At 71.6% G+C, this 17,322-nt stretch carries 20 protein-coding genes; 12 read left to right on the forward strand and 8 right to left on the reverse strand.

Translation table 11 applies throughout. From position 1 onward, the window contains the following. Positions 1 to 368: 368 nt before the first annotated feature. The 3 genes from UA75_RS06220 to UA75_RS06230 all read right to left on the reverse strand — a co-directional run bounded on the left by UA75_RS06220 (position 369) and on the right by UA75_RS06230 (position 3,243). Positions 369 to 944 (reverse strand): isochorismatase family protein, encoded by a 576-nt coding sequence (locus UA75_RS06220; protein WP_075743470.1) that lies wholly within the window; start codon positions 942 to 944, stop codon positions 369 to 371. 329 nt (positions 945 to 1,273) lie between these two features. After that, positions 1,274 to 1,750, reverse strand: coding sequence for a hypothetical protein (locus UA75_RS06225; RefSeq protein WP_075739443.1), 477 nt, complete (start codon positions 1,748 to 1,750; stop codon positions 1,274 to 1,276). Between the two features lie 437 nt (positions 1,751 to 2,187). Then, the gene (locus UA75_RS06230) at positions 2,188 to 3,243 is read right to left on the reverse strand and encodes an alcohol dehydrogenase family protein (RefSeq protein ID WP_075739444.1); all 1,056 of its coding nucleotides are present in this window, start codon (positions 3,241 to 3,243) and stop codon (positions 2,188 to 2,190) included. An 89-nt stretch (positions 3,244 to 3,332) separates the two neighbouring features. On the opposite strand from UA75_RS06230, the gene UA75_RS06235 reads away from it, so the two are divergent. Further along, positions 3,333 to 3,929: a TetR/AcrR family transcriptional regulator gene (locus UA75_RS06235; protein WP_232237652.1), complete on the forward strand. Its 597-nt coding sequence runs from the start codon at positions 3,333 to 3,335 to the stop codon at positions 3,927 to 3,929. Between the two features lie 409 nt (positions 3,930 to 4,338). On the opposite strand, the gene UA75_RS06240 is transcribed toward UA75_RS06235, so the two are convergent. Continuing rightward, the gene (locus tag UA75_RS06240; protein ID WP_075739446.1) at positions 4,339 to 5,646 is read right to left on the reverse strand and encodes a nicotinate phosphoribosyltransferase; all 1,308 of its coding nucleotides are present in this window, start codon (positions 5,644 to 5,646) and stop codon (positions 4,339 to 4,341) included. Positions 5,647 to 5,746: 100 nt separating this feature from the next. Between UA75_RS06240 and clpS the strand changes: the two genes are divergently transcribed. The 6 genes from clpS to UA75_RS06270 all read left to right on the forward strand — a co-directional run bounded on the left by clpS (position 5,747) and on the right by UA75_RS06270 (position 9,657). Next, on the forward strand, positions 5,747 to 6,046 hold the full coding sequence (gene clpS / locus UA75_RS06245; protein ID WP_075739447.1) for an ATP-dependent Clp protease adapter ClpS: 300 nt from the start codon (positions 5,747 to 5,749) through the stop codon (positions 6,044 to 6,046). Beyond that, positions 6,043 to 6,606 carry a DUF2017 domain-containing protein gene (locus UA75_RS06250; RefSeq protein ID WP_075739448.1) on the forward strand — a complete coding sequence of 188 codons (564 nt, stop codon included), beginning with the start codon at positions 6,043 to 6,045 and terminating at the stop codon, positions 6,604 to 6,606. The genes clpS and UA75_RS06250 overlap by 4 nt, the downstream gene beginning before the upstream one ends. A 6-nt stretch (positions 6,607 to 6,612) precedes the next feature. After that, on the forward strand, positions 6,613 to 7,638 hold the full coding sequence (locus tag UA75_RS06255; RefSeq protein ID WP_075739449.1) for a P1 family peptidase: 1,026 nt from the start codon (positions 6,613 to 6,615) through the stop codon (positions 7,636 to 7,638). A 218-nt stretch (positions 7,639 to 7,856) separates the two neighbouring features. Continuing rightward, positions 7,857 to 8,312: a Mov34/MPN/PAD-1 family protein gene (locus tag UA75_RS06260; RefSeq protein ID WP_075739450.1), complete on the forward strand. Its 456-nt coding sequence runs from the start codon at positions 7,857 to 7,859 to the stop codon at positions 8,310 to 8,312. A gap of 78 nt (positions 8,313 to 8,390) precedes the next feature. After that, positions 8,391 to 8,669 carry a MoaD/ThiS family protein gene (locus UA75_RS06265; RefSeq protein WP_075739451.1) on the forward strand — a complete coding sequence of 93 codons (279 nt, stop codon included), beginning with the start codon at positions 8,391 to 8,393 and terminating at the stop codon, positions 8,667 to 8,669. Between the two features lie 37 nt (positions 8,670 to 8,706). Then, positions 8,707 to 9,657, forward strand: coding sequence for a PLP-dependent cysteine synthase family protein (locus UA75_RS06270; RefSeq protein WP_075739452.1), 951 nt, complete (start codon positions 8,707 to 8,709; stop codon positions 9,655 to 9,657). A 213-nt stretch (positions 9,658 to 9,870) separates the two neighbouring features. Here the strand turns inward: UA75_RS06270 and UA75_RS06275 are convergent, their stop codons facing one another. Then, positions 9,871 to 10,824, reverse strand: a complete 954-nt coding sequence (locus tag UA75_RS06275) for an SMP-30/gluconolactonase/LRE family protein (protein WP_075743471.1) — start codon at positions 10,822 to 10,824, stop codon at positions 9,871 to 9,873. Between the two features lie 429 nt (positions 10,825 to 11,253). On the opposite strand from UA75_RS06275, the gene UA75_RS06280 reads away from it, so the two are divergent. From UA75_RS06280 to UA75_RS06290, 3 genes are all read left to right on the forward strand, one after another. Then, a complete protein-coding gene (locus UA75_RS06280; RefSeq protein ID WP_075739453.1) occupies positions 11,254 to 11,913 on the forward strand; it encodes a rhomboid family intramembrane serine protease in 660 nt (219 codons plus the stop codon). Between the two features lies 1 nt (position 11,914). Next, positions 11,915 to 12,700: a glutamate racemase gene (murI, locus tag UA75_RS06285; RefSeq protein ID WP_075739454.1), complete on the forward strand. Its 786-nt coding sequence runs from the start codon at positions 11,915 to 11,917 to the stop codon at positions 12,698 to 12,700. 171 nt (positions 12,701 to 12,871) lie between these two features. Then, positions 12,872 to 13,642, forward strand: a complete 771-nt coding sequence (locus UA75_RS06290) for an MBL fold metallo-hydrolase (protein WP_075739455.1) — start codon at positions 12,872 to 12,874, stop codon at positions 13,640 to 13,642. An 84-nt stretch (positions 13,643 to 13,726) separates the two neighbouring features. Here UA75_RS06290 and UA75_RS06295 read toward each other — a convergent pair whose 3' ends face one another. After that, positions 13,727 to 14,689, reverse strand: a complete 963-nt coding sequence (locus tag UA75_RS06295) for a magnesium transporter CorA family protein (RefSeq protein ID WP_075743472.1) — start codon at positions 14,687 to 14,689, stop codon at positions 13,727 to 13,729. 287 nt (positions 14,690 to 14,976) lie between these two features. Between UA75_RS06295 and rph the strand changes: the two genes are divergently transcribed. Both rph and rdgB read left to right on the forward strand, forming a co-directional pair. Then, the gene (gene rph, locus UA75_RS06300; protein WP_075739456.1) at positions 14,977 to 15,735 is read left to right on the forward strand and encodes a ribonuclease PH; all 759 of its coding nucleotides are present in this window, start codon (positions 14,977 to 14,979) and stop codon (positions 15,733 to 15,735) included. Continuing rightward, a complete protein-coding gene (rdgB, locus tag UA75_RS06305) occupies positions 15,732 to 16,370 on the forward strand; it encodes an RdgB/HAM1 family non-canonical purine NTP pyrophosphatase (protein ID WP_075739457.1) in 639 nt (212 codons plus the stop codon). Before rph ends, rdgB begins: the two co-directional genes overlap by 4 nt. A 93-nt stretch (positions 16,371 to 16,463) precedes the next feature. On the opposite strand, the gene bcp is transcribed toward rdgB, so the two are convergent. Then, on the reverse strand, positions 16,464 to 16,949 hold the full coding sequence (bcp, locus tag UA75_RS06310; RefSeq protein WP_075739458.1) for a thioredoxin-dependent thiol peroxidase: 486 nt from the start codon (positions 16,947 to 16,949) through the stop codon (positions 16,464 to 16,466). Positions 16,950 to 16,960: 11 nt separating this feature from the next. Further along, a complete protein-coding gene (locus tag UA75_RS06315) occupies positions 16,961 to 17,203 on the reverse strand; it encodes a hypothetical protein (RefSeq protein WP_075739459.1) in 243 nt (80 codons plus the stop codon). Between the last annotated feature and the right edge of the window lie 119 nt (positions 17,204 to 17,322).

A 17,322-nucleotide genomic window follows, 5' to 3' on the forward strand; every position in this document is an offset into this window, starting at 1 on the left:
CGGCTCGACCCGGCCTCGAGCGCGCTGCCGCGAGGTCTCGACCGAGGTCGAGATCGTCTCGCGCCCGGAGCACGCGCGGCGTCGCGAGCGGGTTCTGGCGGGCCCGCCGAGGACTCTGGTCGTCGTCCTGGGCGGCCGAGCCCCGGCGGCCTGAACTGCCGAAGGCGCAACGATTCCGGCGGGGTCCGGTGGCCTTCGTCAGGCCGTCGCTCGACGGTGCCGGGCACGCGGGAGTCCGGACGTCGAGCCGCAGGCTTCCTTCCGCGACGCCGGGTCGCCGACTGCGAGACGTCTCTCCCTCGCGGCTGACGGGCCGACCGCTGCTGATCTCGCGAGTGGCGCGGCGACCTCTTCGGCCCGACCGGAGATCAGGCGGCCGGACCCGCCGGGGTGCCGACGAGGCCGACGCCCGCGCCGCGCAGCTGTTCGATCGCCCGCTGCACGGACGGGACGGTGACGCCTGCGGTGAGGTCGAGCAGGACGGTGGTGTGCAGGCCCTCGTCGTGGGCGTCCAGCGCGGTGGCCCGGACGCAATGGTCGGTCGCCAGGCCCACCACCTCGACGGTGTCGACCGATCGCTCCCGCAGCCATGCCGCCAGCGTGCGGCCGTCCGGGTCGAAGCCCTCGAAGCCGGAGTACGCCGCCGCGTGGGCACCCTTCGAGAACACCGCCTCCACGGCGGCGATGTCGAGCGAGGGATGGAAGGACGCGCCGGGGGTGCCCGCCACGCAGTGCACGGGCCAGGAGTTCACGAAGTCCGGCTCGTCGGAGAAGTGGTCGCCGGGGTCGACGTGGTAGTCCCGAGTGGCGATCACGTGGTCGTACTCCGAGCCTGCGATGTGCCGGGAGATCGCCGCCGCCACCGAGGCCCCGCCTGCCACCCCGAGTGATCCGCCCTCACAGAAGTCGTTCTGCACGTCCACCACGATCAGTGCTCTGGTCACGTCCACCCCCGAGTCGGCCTAAGCCAGAAGGATAGTCGCACCCTTCGGCGCGACGGCCCGTCCGCTGTATCCATTCAGTCCTCTGTCGGGGGCCTGTCACGTGAGTAGGGGACGCAGGACACCCGGATGGCGGACCGATGTTCCGCATCACACGATGCGGAACCGGAAGCACACCGTCGTCGTCACTCGACCAGCGACGACGGGCGAGAGCACCGTGCGAGACCGGTTCGTTCGACGACCATGTCGATCTTGTCGAAGAGCCAGGCGACGCACGGGAGACCGGGTCGGACGGGGCCTTCCGGCCTCCCCGCGCCGTCGTCAGTCGGACCTCAGCAGCCCTGCCTGCCGCTGTCGAGCCCGTAAACCCGGCCGCCCAGGGCGATGTGGCCCACGGCCGAGACACAGCGGTTCGACGTCTTGTTGACCCCGACGGGCCCCGCGTAGTACTGGAAATTGCCGGAGTCCGTGCGAGAAGAGACGTCGATCGTGCAGGGCCGTCCTTCGCCGCTGCTCTCCATGCACCGATGGATCTGCACGGAGGTCGGCGCCGCCACGCCATAGGTCGAGCCCCGGTGGTAGAGGCAGGCGCTGTTGGTCCCGCCCTCGGAGCTGTTGTAGTAGATCGTCAACTCCCCGATGCCGCCGGGCAGCATCTCGGAGTAGCTGACCGTTCCCGAGCAGGAGGCCGCAGTGATGCCCGGCCCCTCGCTCGGCTCACTCGCCGATGCCGCAGCGACGCCGCCCGTCGTCAGCAGAACGCCCACCACGGCCAGCATCGAGCACACTGATCGCGCGATCTTTCGCATGTCCCCCGTGATCCCTTCAGTCGGACAGCGGTCGACGTCCGGAGCCCCCTGCCCCGCGCGCGGTGACCGCGCCGCCCCGCTGCCGTGGATCATCGTGCGTCGGGCCGCGTTCGAACGCAGTGAATTGACGTCGATTACTCTGCTCGGCCGCATCATGATCGGCTGATCAGGGCCGGACGATTCGGCCGGATGGACGCGCAGGGGGCTGCCTGCGGTGCGCCCGCCTGGCCCACACCAGCTGCCGTTTTGCCCGCGTCCTGCGGGGGAGCGGTCGCCGCCTGCGGAGCCGACGGCCGGTGGGGTGCAGACATCGACATTGCGGAGCCGTCCCCGCGTGCGCGGGGACGATTCGCCGTGGGCGGATACCGCAGCGGATCGGAGCCGGCCTCGTCGGCCGCGACCGTTCTCGACGGTCGCGGCCGACTCGGCGTGGCCGGTCACTCCGCCTGCGGCAGGATCACGAGCTTGCCGACGTGCCGCTTGGCGACGAAGTCGGCCTGTGCCCGCCGAAGCTCGCGGAGCGGGTAGGTCGCGGCGACCGACGGGCGGATCTCGCCTGCGGTGATGTGGCCCAGCAGGGCGCGGAACTGATCGTGGGTGCCGAAGGACGAGCCGACGATCTGGAGCTGCCGCAGGTAGATGGTGCGCAGATCCGCCTCGACGACCGGTCCCGCCATGGCGCCCGCCACGACGTATCTCCCGAGCGGCCGCAGGCTCCGCAGCAGCGCGGAGAACGCCGCGCCGCCGACGACGTCGACGACCACGTCGAGGAGTCCGTCGCCGCCCTGGTCGAGGGACCTGACCTCCTCGTCGAGGTCGGCATGGCCCCGGACGATGACCTCATCGGCGCCGAGGTCGCGTGCCTGCTGCTCCTTGCCCGCGCCGACCACCGCGATCACCCGGCCGCCCCTGGCCTTCACGAGCTGGACGGCGGCGACGCCGACTCCGCCGGAGGCGCCGGTGATCAGCACGGTGTCCGCTCCGGTCACCCCGGCCCGGTCGAGCATGCGCAGGGCCGTGACGGAGGACGTCGGGAAGGAGGCCAGCTCGACGTCGCTGAGCGGGCTCTCCACCGGGTGGGCGTTGGTCGCGGGCACGGTGACCAGCTCCGCGAAGCCGCCGTCGCGCTCGGACCCGAGGTAGTCGGTGGTGACCAGCGCCCGCTCGTCGCCCTCGTAGAGCATCGGATCGATCAGGACTCGCTCCCCGATCCGGCCCGCGTCGACATCCGGCCCCACCTGGTCGATCCGGCCCACGACATCGGCACCCTGGATGCGGGGGAAGACCAGCGGCTCGCGTCGCCAGCCCGTCGTGGCGGCTGGGTCGTCCGCCGTGCCGTAGGCACCCTCGCGGGTCCAGATGTCGGTGTTGTTGATCGCGGCGGCGCCGACGCGCACGCGGACCTCGCCTGCGCCCGCCACCGGGTCGGGGACATCTTCGCGGTAGACGAGTCGCTCCGGTCCGCCGAAGCCGGTGAGCTGCACTGCACGCATGATTCCTCCTTGGTATACCGATCGGTGGGTATACCCACGGCATCATGCTGTGGTCTCCCTGTCAACTCACCGGTCGGTATAGTCACGGCATGGCGAGTATGAGAAGCGCAGACGAGCCTCTGACCCCGGCCGGTCGACTGCTCCTCGAAGTCGCCTCGAACCTCTTCTATCGGCGTGGCATCCACGCCGTCGGCGTCGACATGCTCGCCTCGGCTGCAGGCGTCACGAAGAAGACCCTCTATGCCTGCTTCGGCTCCAAGGACGCCCTAGTGGCCCGTTACCTGCGAGAACGGGATCGGCGGTGGCGTGAATTCCTGACCGCGCGAGTCGCCGAGCACGCCGATTCGCCCAAGGAGGCGCTGCTCGCGAGCTTCGACGCCCTCCAGGAGTGGATGGACCGCGCGGATCCGCGCGGTTGCGCCTTCGTCAATGCGCTCGCCGAGCTGCCCTCGGCCGATCACCCCGGCCACCTCGCGGTTCTGGAGCACAAGCGCTGGCTGCTGGACTTCCTGACGGATCTCGCCGTCGCCGCCGATCTCGCCGAGCCCGAGGACCTCGCCGGTCTGATCCTGCTCCTGCACGAGGGTGCGCTGGTCAGCCACGCCACCGGCAGCGTCCCCGACGCGCCGCGCCGGGCCCGCTCGGTAGCCGCCTCGCTGGTGGCCTCGGCGACCCGGCGCGGCTAGCTCTGTACCGCAGTCCACAGCTCAGCCCGTCGTCGACGTCCGGTGCCCGGCGGCTCCACGTGGATCGGTGCCGGAGTCCGGCGCGAGCGTCGACGTCCGCGCCGTCACGCCCGACGAACGAGACCGGCCTGCGCAGATCACGCCGATCGGCCGGGTTTCTTCATGCCGACCGGGCATGCCGACCGGGCATGCCGGCCCTACCGGCCGCACCAGGCCGCCGACCACGCCTGCCCGCCACTCACCCGGCCGGCAGCCCTCGGGCGGCAGGGACGCCGAGCCCGCCGTCGTCGCCCACCACCGTGACTTCAACGTCGGTGACGGTCTGGATGAGCACACTGCGCACGGCACTCCGGGGGCACGCTGTGCACGGCACCGACGTGGCGCTCCGGCCGGCGACCGGCCGGGACGGTCACCCCACGAACGTCGTCGGCAGCACCGGCTCGCCGCGCGACAGGGTCAGGCCCTCCCACGGGACGCTGACGAGCGCCTGGCGTAGCCGCTCGCGCCCTTCCTCCAGCGTCGGCAGTCCCGGCACGCGGGCCCCCTCACGCCACAGCGGGATCTGGAGCCTGCGGTCGTGCTCACCCAGCGCGGGGACCTCGGCGTCCGGGTGCACCCGGTAGACGACCTCCTCCACGGCCGTCCCGGTGGGCCGATGCCTGCGCAGCGCGGCCTTGCGCCCGCCGATCGAAGCCTTGTTCTGACTGCGCTTGGCGACCGGCCTGCCGTCGACCTCGACCAGCTTGTAGACCATGCCCGCCGTAGGAGCCCCCGAGCCGGTGACGACCGAGGTGCCCACTCCGTAGCCGTCCACCGGGTCGGCCCGCAGCGCCGCGATGGCGTACTCGTCGAGGTCGCCGGACACCAGGATGCGAGTCCCCGTCGCGCCGAGTGAGTCGAGCTGCTCACGGGCCTGCCTGGCCAGCACGCCGACCTCGCCGGAGTCGATGCGGATCGCGCCGAGCCCCGGCCCCGCGACCTCGATGGCCGTCGCGATGCCCTCGGTGATGTCGTAGGTGTCCACCAGCAGGGTGGTGTCGACGCCCAGGACGTCGACCTGCGTCCGGAACGCCGCCGCCTCCGAGTCGTGCAGCAGCATGAAGGCGTGCGCCGAGGTCCCGGCGGTCGGGATGCCGTACCGCCTGCCCGCCTCGAGGTTGGACGTCGCGGTGAAGCCCGCCAGGTAGGCGGCGCGGGCGGCGGCCACCGCCGACTCCTCGTGGGTTCGGCGAGAACCCATCTCGATGAGCCTGCGCCCGTTCGCCGCACTGGCCATCCTGGCGGCGGCCGAGGCCACCGCGGAGTCGTGGTTCAGTACGGAGAGGGCCAGCGTCTCCAGCAGCACCGCGTCCGCGAAGTCGGAGGTGACGGTGAGTACCGGCGAACCAGGAAAGTACAGCTCGCCCTCCGGGTAGCCGTCGATCTCGCCCTGGAAGCGGTAGTCGGCCAGCCAAGCCAGCGTGTCCTCGTCCACCAGGGCGTTCTCCCGGAGGACCCGCAGCTCGTCGGGCCCGAACCGGAACTCGGCAAGGGCGTCCAGCAGCCTGCCGACCCCCGCGACCACGCCGTAACGGCGCCCGCCGGGCAGGCTCCTGGCGAAGACCTCGAAGGAACAGCGTCGTGCGGCCGTGCCGTCGTGTAGTGCACCCGCGAGCATCGTCAGCTCGTAACGGTCGGTGAGCATTCCGGTGCTCGGTTTCCCCAGGCCAGCGTTCATGGGCGGAGCGTACGTTGCGAGTGCACTACACGAGGGATGTACTCGCGCGCGAGCACAGGTACGCGCTCGACGTCTTTTCCGGACGTGACACCATGGAGGAATGAGCACGCCAGTCGAACTGGAACAGACCCAGGTCGACCCGAGCGCCGAGACGCTCGGCGCGGAGGACAAGCCCTGGATGACCATAGTCTGGAACGATCCGGTCAACCTCATGTCGTATGTGACCTACGTCTTTCAGAAGCTTTTCGGCTACAACCGCGACAAGGCCACCAAGCTGATGCTGGACGTGCACCAGAAGGGCCGTGCGGTGGTCTCCTCCGGGTCCAAGGAGAAAGTCGAGGGTGATGTGGCGAAGCTGCACGCCGCAGGCCTCTGGGCGACCATGCAGCGGGACTCGTGAACGGCTGGTGGCGTCGAGGCGACGCCATCGTGGCCGAGTTCTCCCCGCAGGAGGCGGCCATTCTGCGCGGCCTGGTCGGCCAGCTGCGCGAGATGCTGACCGCGCGCGCCGAAGAAGCCCCGCAGGACGAGCTGTCCGCGCTGACCGGGATTCGCACCGGCCCCAGCACGCCCCCGGACGAACGGGTGCTGCGCAGGCTGCTGCCGGACTTCCACCGACCGCCAGAGGGCGAGGAGCTGACGCCCGGCGAGGCCGACTCGGCCGCCGCGCTGCGCTCGATGCACGAGCCGGAGGTCGTCGACCTCAAGACGGGCGTCGCCGGAGTGGTCCTGGCCACCTGCCCGCCCGACGGGGGGCGGATCAGGCTCGACGACGAGCAGGCCTCGGCCTGGCTGGCCGCGTTGAACGACGTCCGCCTCGCGTTGGGCACCGTGCTCGAGGTGAGTGACGACATGCCGGAGGAGCTGCCGGAGGACGACCCCCGCCAGCCGCATCTGAGCGTCTATCACTGGCTGACCGTCGTTCAGGACACCCTCGTCCACGGCCTCACCGTCGACTAAAGCCGCATGCGCCCCGACCCGAACCCCGGCCCGCTGGACGCGATCACCGACGTCGGCGGGCTGCTCGTCGGGCAGTACGGCCGCTCGGACGACGGCTGGGCCACCGGTTGCTCCGTCGTGCTGGTTCCGAATGGAGCGGTGGGCGGCGTGGACGTGCGCGGCGGTGGTCCCGGCACCAGGGAGACCGACCTGCTTGACCCGTCGAACCTGGTCAACGAGGTGCAGGGCGTGTGTCTCAGCGGAGGCAGCGCGTTCGGCCTCGCCTCGGCCGACGGCGTGCTGAGCTGGTTGGCCGAACGCGGGCACGGGCTGTCGGTGTCGGCCGAGCCGGGCCGGGTGGTGCCGATCGTGCCCGCCGCCGTGCTCTTCGATCTCGATCTCGGTGAGTGGGGGCTGCGGCCCACGGCCGATTTCGGCTACCAGGCCTGTGCACGGGCGACCGGCGATCGGCCTGCCGAGGGTTCCGTCGGCGCGGGCACCGGGGCGAGCGCCGGGACGCTGAAAGGCGGCATCGGCACCGCCAGCACCGTCCTCGCCGACGGGACGACCGTCGGTGCGCTCGTCGCGGTCAATCCGATGGGCGAGGTGATCGATCCGGCCACCGGGCTGCCCTGGTACGACGACTCCGGCACCCGCAGCGGGCTCGGACTGGTGGACCCGGACGCGGGGGAGGTGCGGCGGGCCGCGCCGCAGCAGGGCCGTCGTCCGCTCAACACCGTCATCGGCGTGGTCGCCACCGACGCGGAGCTGACCAAAGCCGAGTGCAGGCGGGTGGCCACGGTGTCGCACGACGGCATCGCCAGGGCGATCCGGCCCGCGCACTCGATCTTCGACGGCGACGCCGTCTTCGTCCTGGCCACCGGAGACAGGCCCGCAGCCGCACCGGCGGCGCGGGTCGTCGCGGTGGACGAACTGGCCCAGGCCGCGGCCGATGTCTTCGCGAGGGCGGTGGTGCGCGGCGTGCTGACGGCCACCGGGCTCGCCGGTCGTCAGGCCTATCGGGAGCGTTACCCGTCCGCCGTCGCTCACTGATCCGCTGCGCCGTCGACTGCCCCGGAATTGGCCGAACTCGTCCGGCTCGCTCCGCAGCGTGCCTCGGCTGAACCGGCATCGGCGAACCCGCCTCGGCGGCCGCGCCGCGCTCCGACGGCACGGTGCCGTGCGAGCGCCCGGCTCGCCGCCGCCCCTCGCCGCCGACGTCACAGCCCAGGCCACTGGACCTGCTGGACGTGACACGTAGGATTGGCGGCGTGCTGGTGATCCGACGCGACCTCGTGGACGCGATGGTCGCGCATGCTCGGCGGGACCATCCCGACGAGGCATGCGGCGTCATCGTGGGCCCGGCGGGCTCGGATCGGCCCGAGCGGCTGGTGGAGATGGTCAACGCCGAGCGTTCGCCCACCTTCTACCGCTTCGACTCCACGGAGCACTTCCAGGTCTGGCGGGCCATGGATCAGGCGGATGAGGAGCCGGTGGTCATCTACCACTCGCACACTGCCACCGAGGCCTACCCGTCGCGCACCGACGTGTCCTACGCGGGCGAACCCGAGGCGCACTACGTGCTGGTGTCGACCAGGCACCCCGAGGAGCACGAGCTGCGCTCCTACCGGATCGTCGACGGTCAGATCACCGAAGAGCCGGTCGAGGTCGTCGAGTCCTACATGTTCTCGCACACGGGCGCCGACGACGTGCCCGACTGTCGCTGATCTCCTCGCGCCACGCCGCCTGCGGCGTGTGCCCGGATCACGCTGGAACCTTCCTTCCGCCACGACAGGAGTCTCACCATGGCAGTGACCGTGTCCATCCCCACCATCCTGCGCACCCACACCGAGGGTGAGAAGTCGGTGCCTGCCGACGGCGCCACGCTCCAGGAGATCATCGACGACCTGGACAACCGCTACTCGGGACTCAAGGGCCGCCTGGTCAAGGAGGGGGCCCTGCACCGCTTCGTCAACGTCTACGTCAACGACGAGGACGTCCGGTTCTCCGGCGGGCTCGGCGCGGCGGTCAAGGACGGCGACAACATCACGATCCTGCCCGCCGTCGCAGGCGGGATGCGCTGATCACGCTGTCGAGAAGGGGCCCGGTGAGGACTGACTGATGGCTCGGTACGACTCGCTGCTCGACGCGCTCGGCGACACCCCGCTGGTCGGGCTGCCGCACCTGTCGCCGGGGCCGTCGGTCCGCCTCTGGGCGAAGCTGGAGGACCGCAATCCGACCGGCTCGATCAAGGACCGGCCCGCGCTGGCCATGATCGAGGCGGCGGAGCGCGACGGCAGGCTGCGGCCCGGTGACACCGTGCTGGAGCCGACCTCGGGCAACACCGGGATCGCGCTGGCCATGGCGGCCTCGCTCAAGGGATACCGACTGGTCTGCGTGCTGCCGGAGAACACGTCGGTGGAGCGCAGGCAGCTGCTCAAGGCCTACGGCGCGGAGATCATCTTCTCGGCGGCGGCGGGCGGCTCCAATCAGGCCGTGGCCACCGCGCGCAAGATCGCCGAGGAGCACCCGGACTGGGTGATGCTCTACCAGTACGGGAATCCGGCCAACGCCGAGGCGCACTACCGGGGCACCGGGCCGGAGATCTTGCGCGATCTGCCCGAGGTGACGCACTTCGTGGCAGGCCTCGGCACCACCGGGACGCTGGTCGGCGTCGGCCGTTACCTGCGGGAGCACAAGCCGGACGTGCAGATCATCGCCGCCGAGCCGCGCTACGGGGAGCTGGTCTACGGACTGCGCAACCTCGACGAGGGCTTCGTGCCGGAGCTGTACGACCCCGACGTGCTGACCGGCCGCTACTCGGTCGGCTCCTTCGACGCGCTGCGCCGCACCCGCGAGCTGCTCTCGACCGAGGGCATCTTCGCGGGCATCTCCACCGGGGCCGTCCTGCACGCCGCGCTGGGCGTCGCGGAGAAGGCCGCCGGGGCGGGTCAGACCGCGGACGTGGTGTTCGTGGTGGCCGACGCGGGCTGGAAGTACCTCTCCACCGGCGTCTACACGGGGGATCTCGAGGACGCGGCCGAGCGCCTCGACAGCCAGCTCTGGGCCTGACGGAGCCCGAGTCGGGACGGCGACGCCTCGACTCGGGACGGCACCGCCTCCGCTGAGCGGCGGATCGTCGAAACGAACCGCGACCCGATCCCGCGCGGGCCCGACCGGGATCGCATGGCGGCCTGCGTGCCGGGCGACAGCAGGCGACCGGCCTCGTCGGCCTGACCCGTCACGGGCCTCGGCTCCCACCGCTCACTCCGTCGCCGAAGGGGCTCAGCCGAGGAACAGGGTGTCGGGCAGCCCGACGTCGAGGTCCGGCAGCACCAGCAGCCTGCCGTCCTGCTCGAGCCCGGAATCCGTCGCGGGCGTCGCGGTGGTGACGTAGAGGTCGGTGAAGCCGAACCCGCCGAAGCAGCAGCCGGTCGGCTCGACGGCGGGCAGCTCGATCCGACGGTCCAGGGCTCCCGCAGGCGTGTAACGGTGGATCGCCGCGCCGCCTCGGATCGTCACCCACAGACAGCCTGCGGCGTCGACGCAGAGCCCGCTCGGCTCGCCAGGACTGTCCGCGACCTCGAATAACGGCCGCCGGTCCGTGCCTGCGCCCGTCGGCCGATCGAAGGTGAGCACGTCGACGCGCCGCGTGCCGCGCTCGACGACGTACATCGACCGCTCGTCGGGACTCCAGCCGAGCCCGGTGATCTCGGCGGCCGGATTCAGCGGCGTGGACGCGGCCCCGTCGGGCTCGATCCTGGCCAGCCAGCCCCGGCCTGCGGCCCCGGCCGGTGCGGTGGCGGGGTCGAGAGCGGACATCGGCGCGGGGGCCTCGTCGTTCGCGGACCGTGCCGTCGCGGGCCACCGGGTCGCATCGGCCGCTGCGGCGTGGCTGCCCGCCCACAGCCTGCCCGCCGGGTCGACCGATGCCATCCCGGGTTCGGCATCCGGACGGGCCCAGTAGACGAGCCAGCGTCGGGTGTCGTCCGAGTCGATCAGGGCGATGCCGTCTCGCAGACTCGCCACCAGACCGCCCCGCACCCTCGGGCGCACGGCGCCTACCCGCTGCGGCAGGTCCATGGTGACGTCGACGCCGGTGATGGGCTGATAGCGGTGCACGCGGGCGTTCGGCGTGTCCACCCAGAGCAGCGACTCGGCGGTGATGTCCCAGGTCGGGCAGGCGCCCTCGGCGGCGGCCTGCTCGACGGCCACCTCGCAGCTCGCATGATTCACCACGGCGACTGGCTCCTTCGGGATGTCCTGACGGCCGGCCGGGGTCGGCTGGTCGGTGCGGACCCCCTGCACGGGGGCTTCCGCCGTCGACCGGATCGACTGTTCACCCGCAATCGATATCAGTCGCCCCGTCGGCGCCGACGATGGGGGCCGATCATGGGCTGCCTGCGCCCACACGTCGCGGCATCGGACGACGTCGCTCGAGAGACGTGCTCGTCGTCACGGCGCGCGGGGAGCCGTCCTGGTCGCCTGCGGTGCGCGCTGCGGAAGGCGTCGACGGAGGCCTGTGACGCCCCGCACTGACCGCGTCGGTCCAGCCGCCGATCCGGCCGGCGACGAGCCGCTGCAGGCAGGAAACGGATCGGAGACGATCCGGGGCTTCTCAGGGCCGACCCCGATGCAGGGGTCGCGATCGTGCGTAGGCTCGTTCTCGTGGATGCTCTCGCTCATGCCAAGCCGCCTCGCCCGCCTGCCAAGCGGGTCCTCCCGCCGCAGCCGAAGCAGGCGGCGATCGTCATGGTCGGGTTCACGGCGACGTTGTGGGTGGTACACCTGATCAACGTGCTGACGAGCACCCCGCTGTCGCCCGGCGGACTCAACGGCCACGGCATCAGGCCCCTGGACTTCTCCGGCCTGGGCGGGGTGCTGTGGGCGCCGTTCCTGCACGGCGACTGGGCGCACCTGATGGGCAACTCGCTGCCCTTCCTGATCTTCGGTTTCCTGGCGATGTCCGGCGGCGTCGGTCAGTGGCTCGCGGTGACCTCGCTGATCTGGCTGGTCGGCGGCATGGGCGTCTGGCTGGCGGGCGGCATGGGAACCCTGCACATCGGCGCCTCCGGCGTCGTGTTCGGCTGGCTGGCCTTCCTGCTGGTGCGCGGCGTGTTCAGCAGAAGCCTGCCGCAGATCGGCGTAGCCATCGTCTTGTTCTTCTTCTACGGCGGAATCCTCTGGGGCGTCCTGCCCGGCCAGCCCGGCATCTCCTGGCAGGGCCACCTGTTCGGCGCCCTCGGCGGTGCGTTGGCGGCCTGGCTGGTGGCGAAGTCCCTGGCCAAGCAGCAGAGCAGGCCGACCCTGACTCCCGGGCTGAGCTGAGATGCCCGACCGCGATGCGCCCATCGGGGTCTTCGACTCCGGCGTCGGCGGCTTGACCGTGGCGCGGGCCATCGCCGATCAGCTGCCTGCCGAGCGGCTTCGCTATGTGGGCGACACGGCCAACAGCCCGTACGGCCCGTTGCGGATCGACGAGGTGCGCGAACACGCGTTGGCGGTCGCGGACAGGCTGGTGGCGGACGGGGTGAAGATCCTGGTCGTGGCCTGCAACACCGCCTCGGCGGCCTGCCTGCGCGACGCGAGGGAGCGATACCCCGTCCCGGTCGTGGAGGTCGTGCTCCCGGCGGTTCGGCGCGCGGTCGCCACCACCAGGTCGGGGCGGGTCGGCGTGATCGGCACGGCGGCCACCATCCGGTCCGGCGCCTACCCGGACGCCTTCGCCGCCGCCCGCGACATCACGGTGCACGGCGTCGCGTGTCCCCGTTTCGTCGACTTCGTGGAGCGCGGCATCACCTCGGGCAGGCAGGTGCTCGGTCTTGCGCAGGGGTATCTGGAGCCGTTGCAGGCCGCCGACGTCGACACCCTGGTGCTCGGCTGCACGCACTATCCGCTGCTCACCGGCGTGCTCCAGATCGCGATGGGGCCGGACGTCACCCTGGTGTCCAGCGCGGAGGAGACCGCCAAGGACGTGGTGCGGGTGCTCACCGAGACCGATCTGCTGCGCGAGGCCGACCCGGACGAGCCCGTAGATCGCGAGTTCGCGGCGACCGGCGACGCGATCTCCTTCCAACGGCTGGCCCGCCGCTTCCTGGGGCCCGCCTTCGCCTGAACCCGGCGCCCGAACCCAGAGCCCGAGCCGAGGGCAGGCGGCCGGGGCCGGTCCAACGACGGTCTGGGCAGGGCCGGGAGTTCGTTCGCGAACCCGGCCCGCTGTTCCTCGGCGGCCGCCGCGACTCGTTTCGCTCTGGTGTCCCGGCGCCGGGACGGGCAGGCTGGACGGGTGTTGTTGACCATCCTCGGCTGCTCCGGCAGCACACCCGGCCCCGGCGCCGCCTCCTCCGGCTACCTGATCGAGGCCGAGGGCGCGAGTCTCGTCGTCGACCTCGGCAACGGCACGTTCGCCGCGCTCCAGGGCCACCGGGATCCCTTCACCCTCGACGCGCTGCTCCTCTCGCACCTGCACCCGGACCACTGCGCGGACGTCAGCGCGCTCACGGTGCTGCGGCGTTATCACCCACGCCCGCCGTACGACCCCCGCCTGCACCGGCTGCCCCTGCACGCTCCCTCGGAGGCGGCCGACCGGCTCGGTGCGGCGTACGCCCCCTCGGCGGCCGAACGGGCCGAGACCGATCTCTCCGACGTCTACGACTTCGAGCCGCTCAGCGAGGGAACCCGGCGCATCGGGCCCTTCGAGGTGACCGCGTTCCCGGTCGCGCACCCGTGCGAGGCCTACGGCTTCCGCATCCGACATGAGGGGCGGGTGCTGGCCTACACCGGCGACACCGGGCCGTGCCCGCAACTGCGCGACCTGGCCGCCGACGCCGACCTGCTCCTCGCCGAGGCCACCTGGCCCGACCACCCCGACGCGGTGCCCGACCTCCACCTGTCCGGCAGGCAGGCGGGGGAGCTGGCTCGCACGGCCGGGTCTCGGCGGCTGCTGGTCACCCACGTGGCGAGCTGGTTCGACGCCGACGAGGTCGTGGCGGAGGCAGCCGGGGCGTTCGCGGGCCCGACGTTGCGGGCCGTCGCAGGACATCGACACGAGGTCTGACCGCTGCGGCGGACTCGCCTCGGATTCGCCGAAGGCCGGGCGCGCGGCCTGCACCTCCCGGCCCTGGCCTGTTCCGCCTGCTGATCACAGCCAGCCTCGGCGTCGGAACAGCAGATACAGGACGAGCGAGGAGCCGAGGATCGCGACGTAGGAGCCGATGAGCCCGGCATGATCGCCGTAACCGGGATAGGGCAGATTCTGGCCGAAGTAGCCGGTGACGGCCGTCGGGACGGCGATGATCGCCGCCCAGCTGGTGACCTTCTTCATCACCACGTTGAGCCGATTGCCCTGGAGGGCGAGCTGGGTCTCCCGCACTCCGGAGGCCAGCTCGCGCATCCCCTCGACCCACTCCGTCACCCGCAGTACGTGGTCGTAGACGTCCTGGTAGTAGGGCATCAGCCGCTCGTCGATCAGCCCGATGTCGCGATGCATGAGCCCGAGCAGCACCTCCCGCAGCGGCGCCGCCACCCGGCTCAGCCGCAGGAGGTTCTTGCGCAGCCGCAGTGATCGCCGCTGCACGGTGTGCAGCTGAGAAGGCTCCGCGAAGAGGAGGTCCTCCAGTTCCTCGACCTCGTCCTCCAACGCCTGCGCCGCGTCGAAGTGGCTGTCCACGACGGCGTCCAGCAGCGCGTACAGCAGGTAGTCGATGCCCCGCTCCCGGCCTGCCGCCGCCCACCGCCGCGCCACGTCGGTCGGGTGGAGGTTCGTGTCCTTGTGCACGGTCACCAGCGCGTGCGGGGTCACGAACACGGCCAGCTCCGACACCAGCAGGTCGTCCTGCTCGTCGAGCACCACGCGATGCACGGTGAGGAAGAGATGGGAGTCGTAGCGGTCCAGCTTCGGCCGCTGCCGCTCGTCGCCCGCGTCCTCGACGGCGAGCTCATGCAGTCCCAGGGCCTCGCCGATGCGATCGATCAGCGCGGGATCGGGCGCGGGCAGGTCCAGCCAGTCCGCCATGCCCGGGTCCGCCAGCCGGGCGCCGAGGTCGCCTTCCGCGAGGGGCTCCGTCACCCGCTCGCCGTTCTGGAACAGGGTGAACTCCGCCATGGTCACCGAGGCTAGCTCGCGGTGTCCGTACAAGTGCGGACCGTGAGCGCGTCGATCGGGTGACGAGTTGGGCCGGGGCGCCGCCACCGGTCTCGGCGTGGCAGACCCGGCGCGACTGAGCCGCGACGTCGGCTCGGCTCATCGTCGCGGCACCCGTCATGGCCGGTCAGCTCGATGGCGGTCGGTGCGTGCGGCCGAGCGGCGCCCTGGGCCGGGCGCGGTGCCGTCGGGTGAACCCCGGCGACACGCCGATCGAATCGGGACCGCTCGATGGGTAGGGTGACCGGGTGGTACGTGCAGATGGTCGAGAGAACGACGCGCTCAGGGATGTCCGTTTCACCCGTGGCTACCAGGAGTGGCCCGCCGGATCGGTGCTGGTCGAGTTCGGCCGTACCAAGGTCCTGTGCGCGGCCAGCGTCCAGGCGGGTGTGCCGAGGTGGCGAGCGGGCTCCGGCCTCGGGTGGGTGACCGCCGAGTACGCGATGCTCCCCTCGGCCACACACACCCGCTCCGGCCGTGAGTCGGTGAAGGGTCGGGTCGGCGGCCGCACCCACGAGATCAGCAGGCTGATCGGGCGGTCCCTGCGGGCCTGCGTCGACCTCGCCGCGCTCGGGGAGAACACGATCGCGCTGGACTGCGACGTCATCCAGGCCGACGGCGGCACCCGCACCGCCGCGATCAGCGGCGCCTACGTCGCCTTGGCCGACGCGATCACCTGGCTGGAGGCGGGCGGGCTGCTGGCCGATCCCAAGCCCCTGTCCTGCGCGGTCGCCGCGGTCAGCGTCGGGGTGGTGGACGGGCAGGTGCGCCTGGACCTGCCCTATGAGGAGGACTCCAGGGCCGAGGTGGACATGAACGTCGTCGCCACCGACGCGGGCACCCTGATCGAGGTGCAGGGCACCGGGGAGGGCGGCACGTTCGCCCGCACGACCCTGGACACGATGCTCGACGTCGCGCTGGCGGGCTGTGCCCGGCTGAACGATCTGCAGAATGAGGCGCTCGCCGCGCCCTACCCGGGCGAACTCCCGCCGAAGGTCAACCGATGACGGCCCGGTCGGTGCGGCTGCTGCTCGCCTCGCGCAACGAGAAGAAGCTGCGTGAGCTGCGGCGCATCCTGCTCGCCGAAGGAGTGGCGGGCATCGAGGTCGTCGGCCTCGGCGATGTTCCCGAGTACCCGGAGGTGCCGGAGACCGGCGCGACCTTCGAGGAGAACGCGCTGATCAAGGCGAGGGCGGGGGCCGAGGCCAGCGGGCTGCCGACGGTGGCCGACGACTCCGGACTGGCGGTCGACGCGCTCAACGGGATGCCCGGTGTGCTGTCGGCTCGCTGGAGCGGCGGCCACGGCGACGACGCCGCGAACCTCGAACTGGTCCTCGCACAGCTGGCCGACCTGCCCGACGAGCGCCGTGGCGCGGCCTTCGTCGCGGTGGCCGCGCTGGCCCTGCCCGGCGACGGGGCCGACTCGGAGTACCTCGTCCGAGGGGAGTGGGCAGGCCGCATCGCGCGGGCGCCGCGCGGGGAGAACGGCTTCGGTTACGACCCGGTCTTCCTGCCCGCCGGGGAGTCCCGGACCTCGGCCGAGCTGACGCCCGAGGAGAAGGACGCGGCCTCGCATCGGGGCCGCGCGCTGCGCGCCCTGCTGCCGCGCCTGCGGTCTCTCACCACCGATCAGGGCGAGTAGAACGCTTCGGCGCCGTGCCGCCGATCCGGTGTGCCGGGGCAGCGTCCCCGGCACACCGACGCGCTCCCGCCCGAAAGGCGGCGTGCTCGGGCGTCAGGCCGACGCGGCCAGGCCCAGGTCGCGACGCAGCTTGGCGACGTGACCGGTGGCCTTGACGTTGTACATGGCCTTGGTGATCCGGCCGGACTCGTCGACGACGAAGGTCGAGCGGATCACCCCGGTCACGGTCTTGCCGTACAGCTTCTTCTCGCCGAAGGCGCCCCACCTGGTCAGGACGGTCTTGTCCGGGTCGGACAGCAGCGGGAAGGTCAGGCCCTGGTCCTCGCGGAAGCCGTGCAGCTTCGCGACCGGGTCCGGCGAGATGCCCAGCACCGTCAGACCGGCCTCGTTCAGGTCACCGAGGTTGTCGCGGAAGTCGCAGGCCTGCTTGGTGCAGCCCGGCGTGTTGGCCGCCGGGTAGAAGTAGACGATCACCGAGGAGCCTCGATGGTCGCGCAGTGAGACCGGGTTGCCCTCGGAGTCGGTGAGGGTGAAGTCCGGGGCCTCGTCTCCCTCGGCCAGGCGTGTCTGTTCGCTCATGGCCGCCGACGCTAGCCCGTCCGGCCGAGGCCGTTCGTCGGGGTCGTGCGGTGGCCTGCGGAACCGGCGTCGTTCGAATCCCGGACGTCGCTGCCGAGGGAGTCGCTGACCGACCATGCGGACGGTGGACCGAGTGACCGATTGGAACCTTGGACATCGGCGTGCAGCGTCGACAGCACCGCCCCCAGCAGTATCCCCACGATCGCGGAGGCGATCATCGCGATCGCGCTGACCAGGAAGAATCTCAGACCCATCGCTTTACATCCTGACTACTCGTGCCTTCCCCCACTCCGTGCCGGGCCGAAGACACCATCGTTTCCCCGTTCGGTGGGTCATGCGAGCGGACGGCGACTGATTAGCCGAGAAGAGTGAT

This window comes from Actinoalloteichus sp. GBA129-24, from assembly GCF_001941645.1.
GTDB lineage: Bacteria > Actinomycetota > Actinomycetes > Mycobacteriales > Pseudonocardiaceae > Actinoalloteichus_A > Actinoalloteichus_A fjordicus.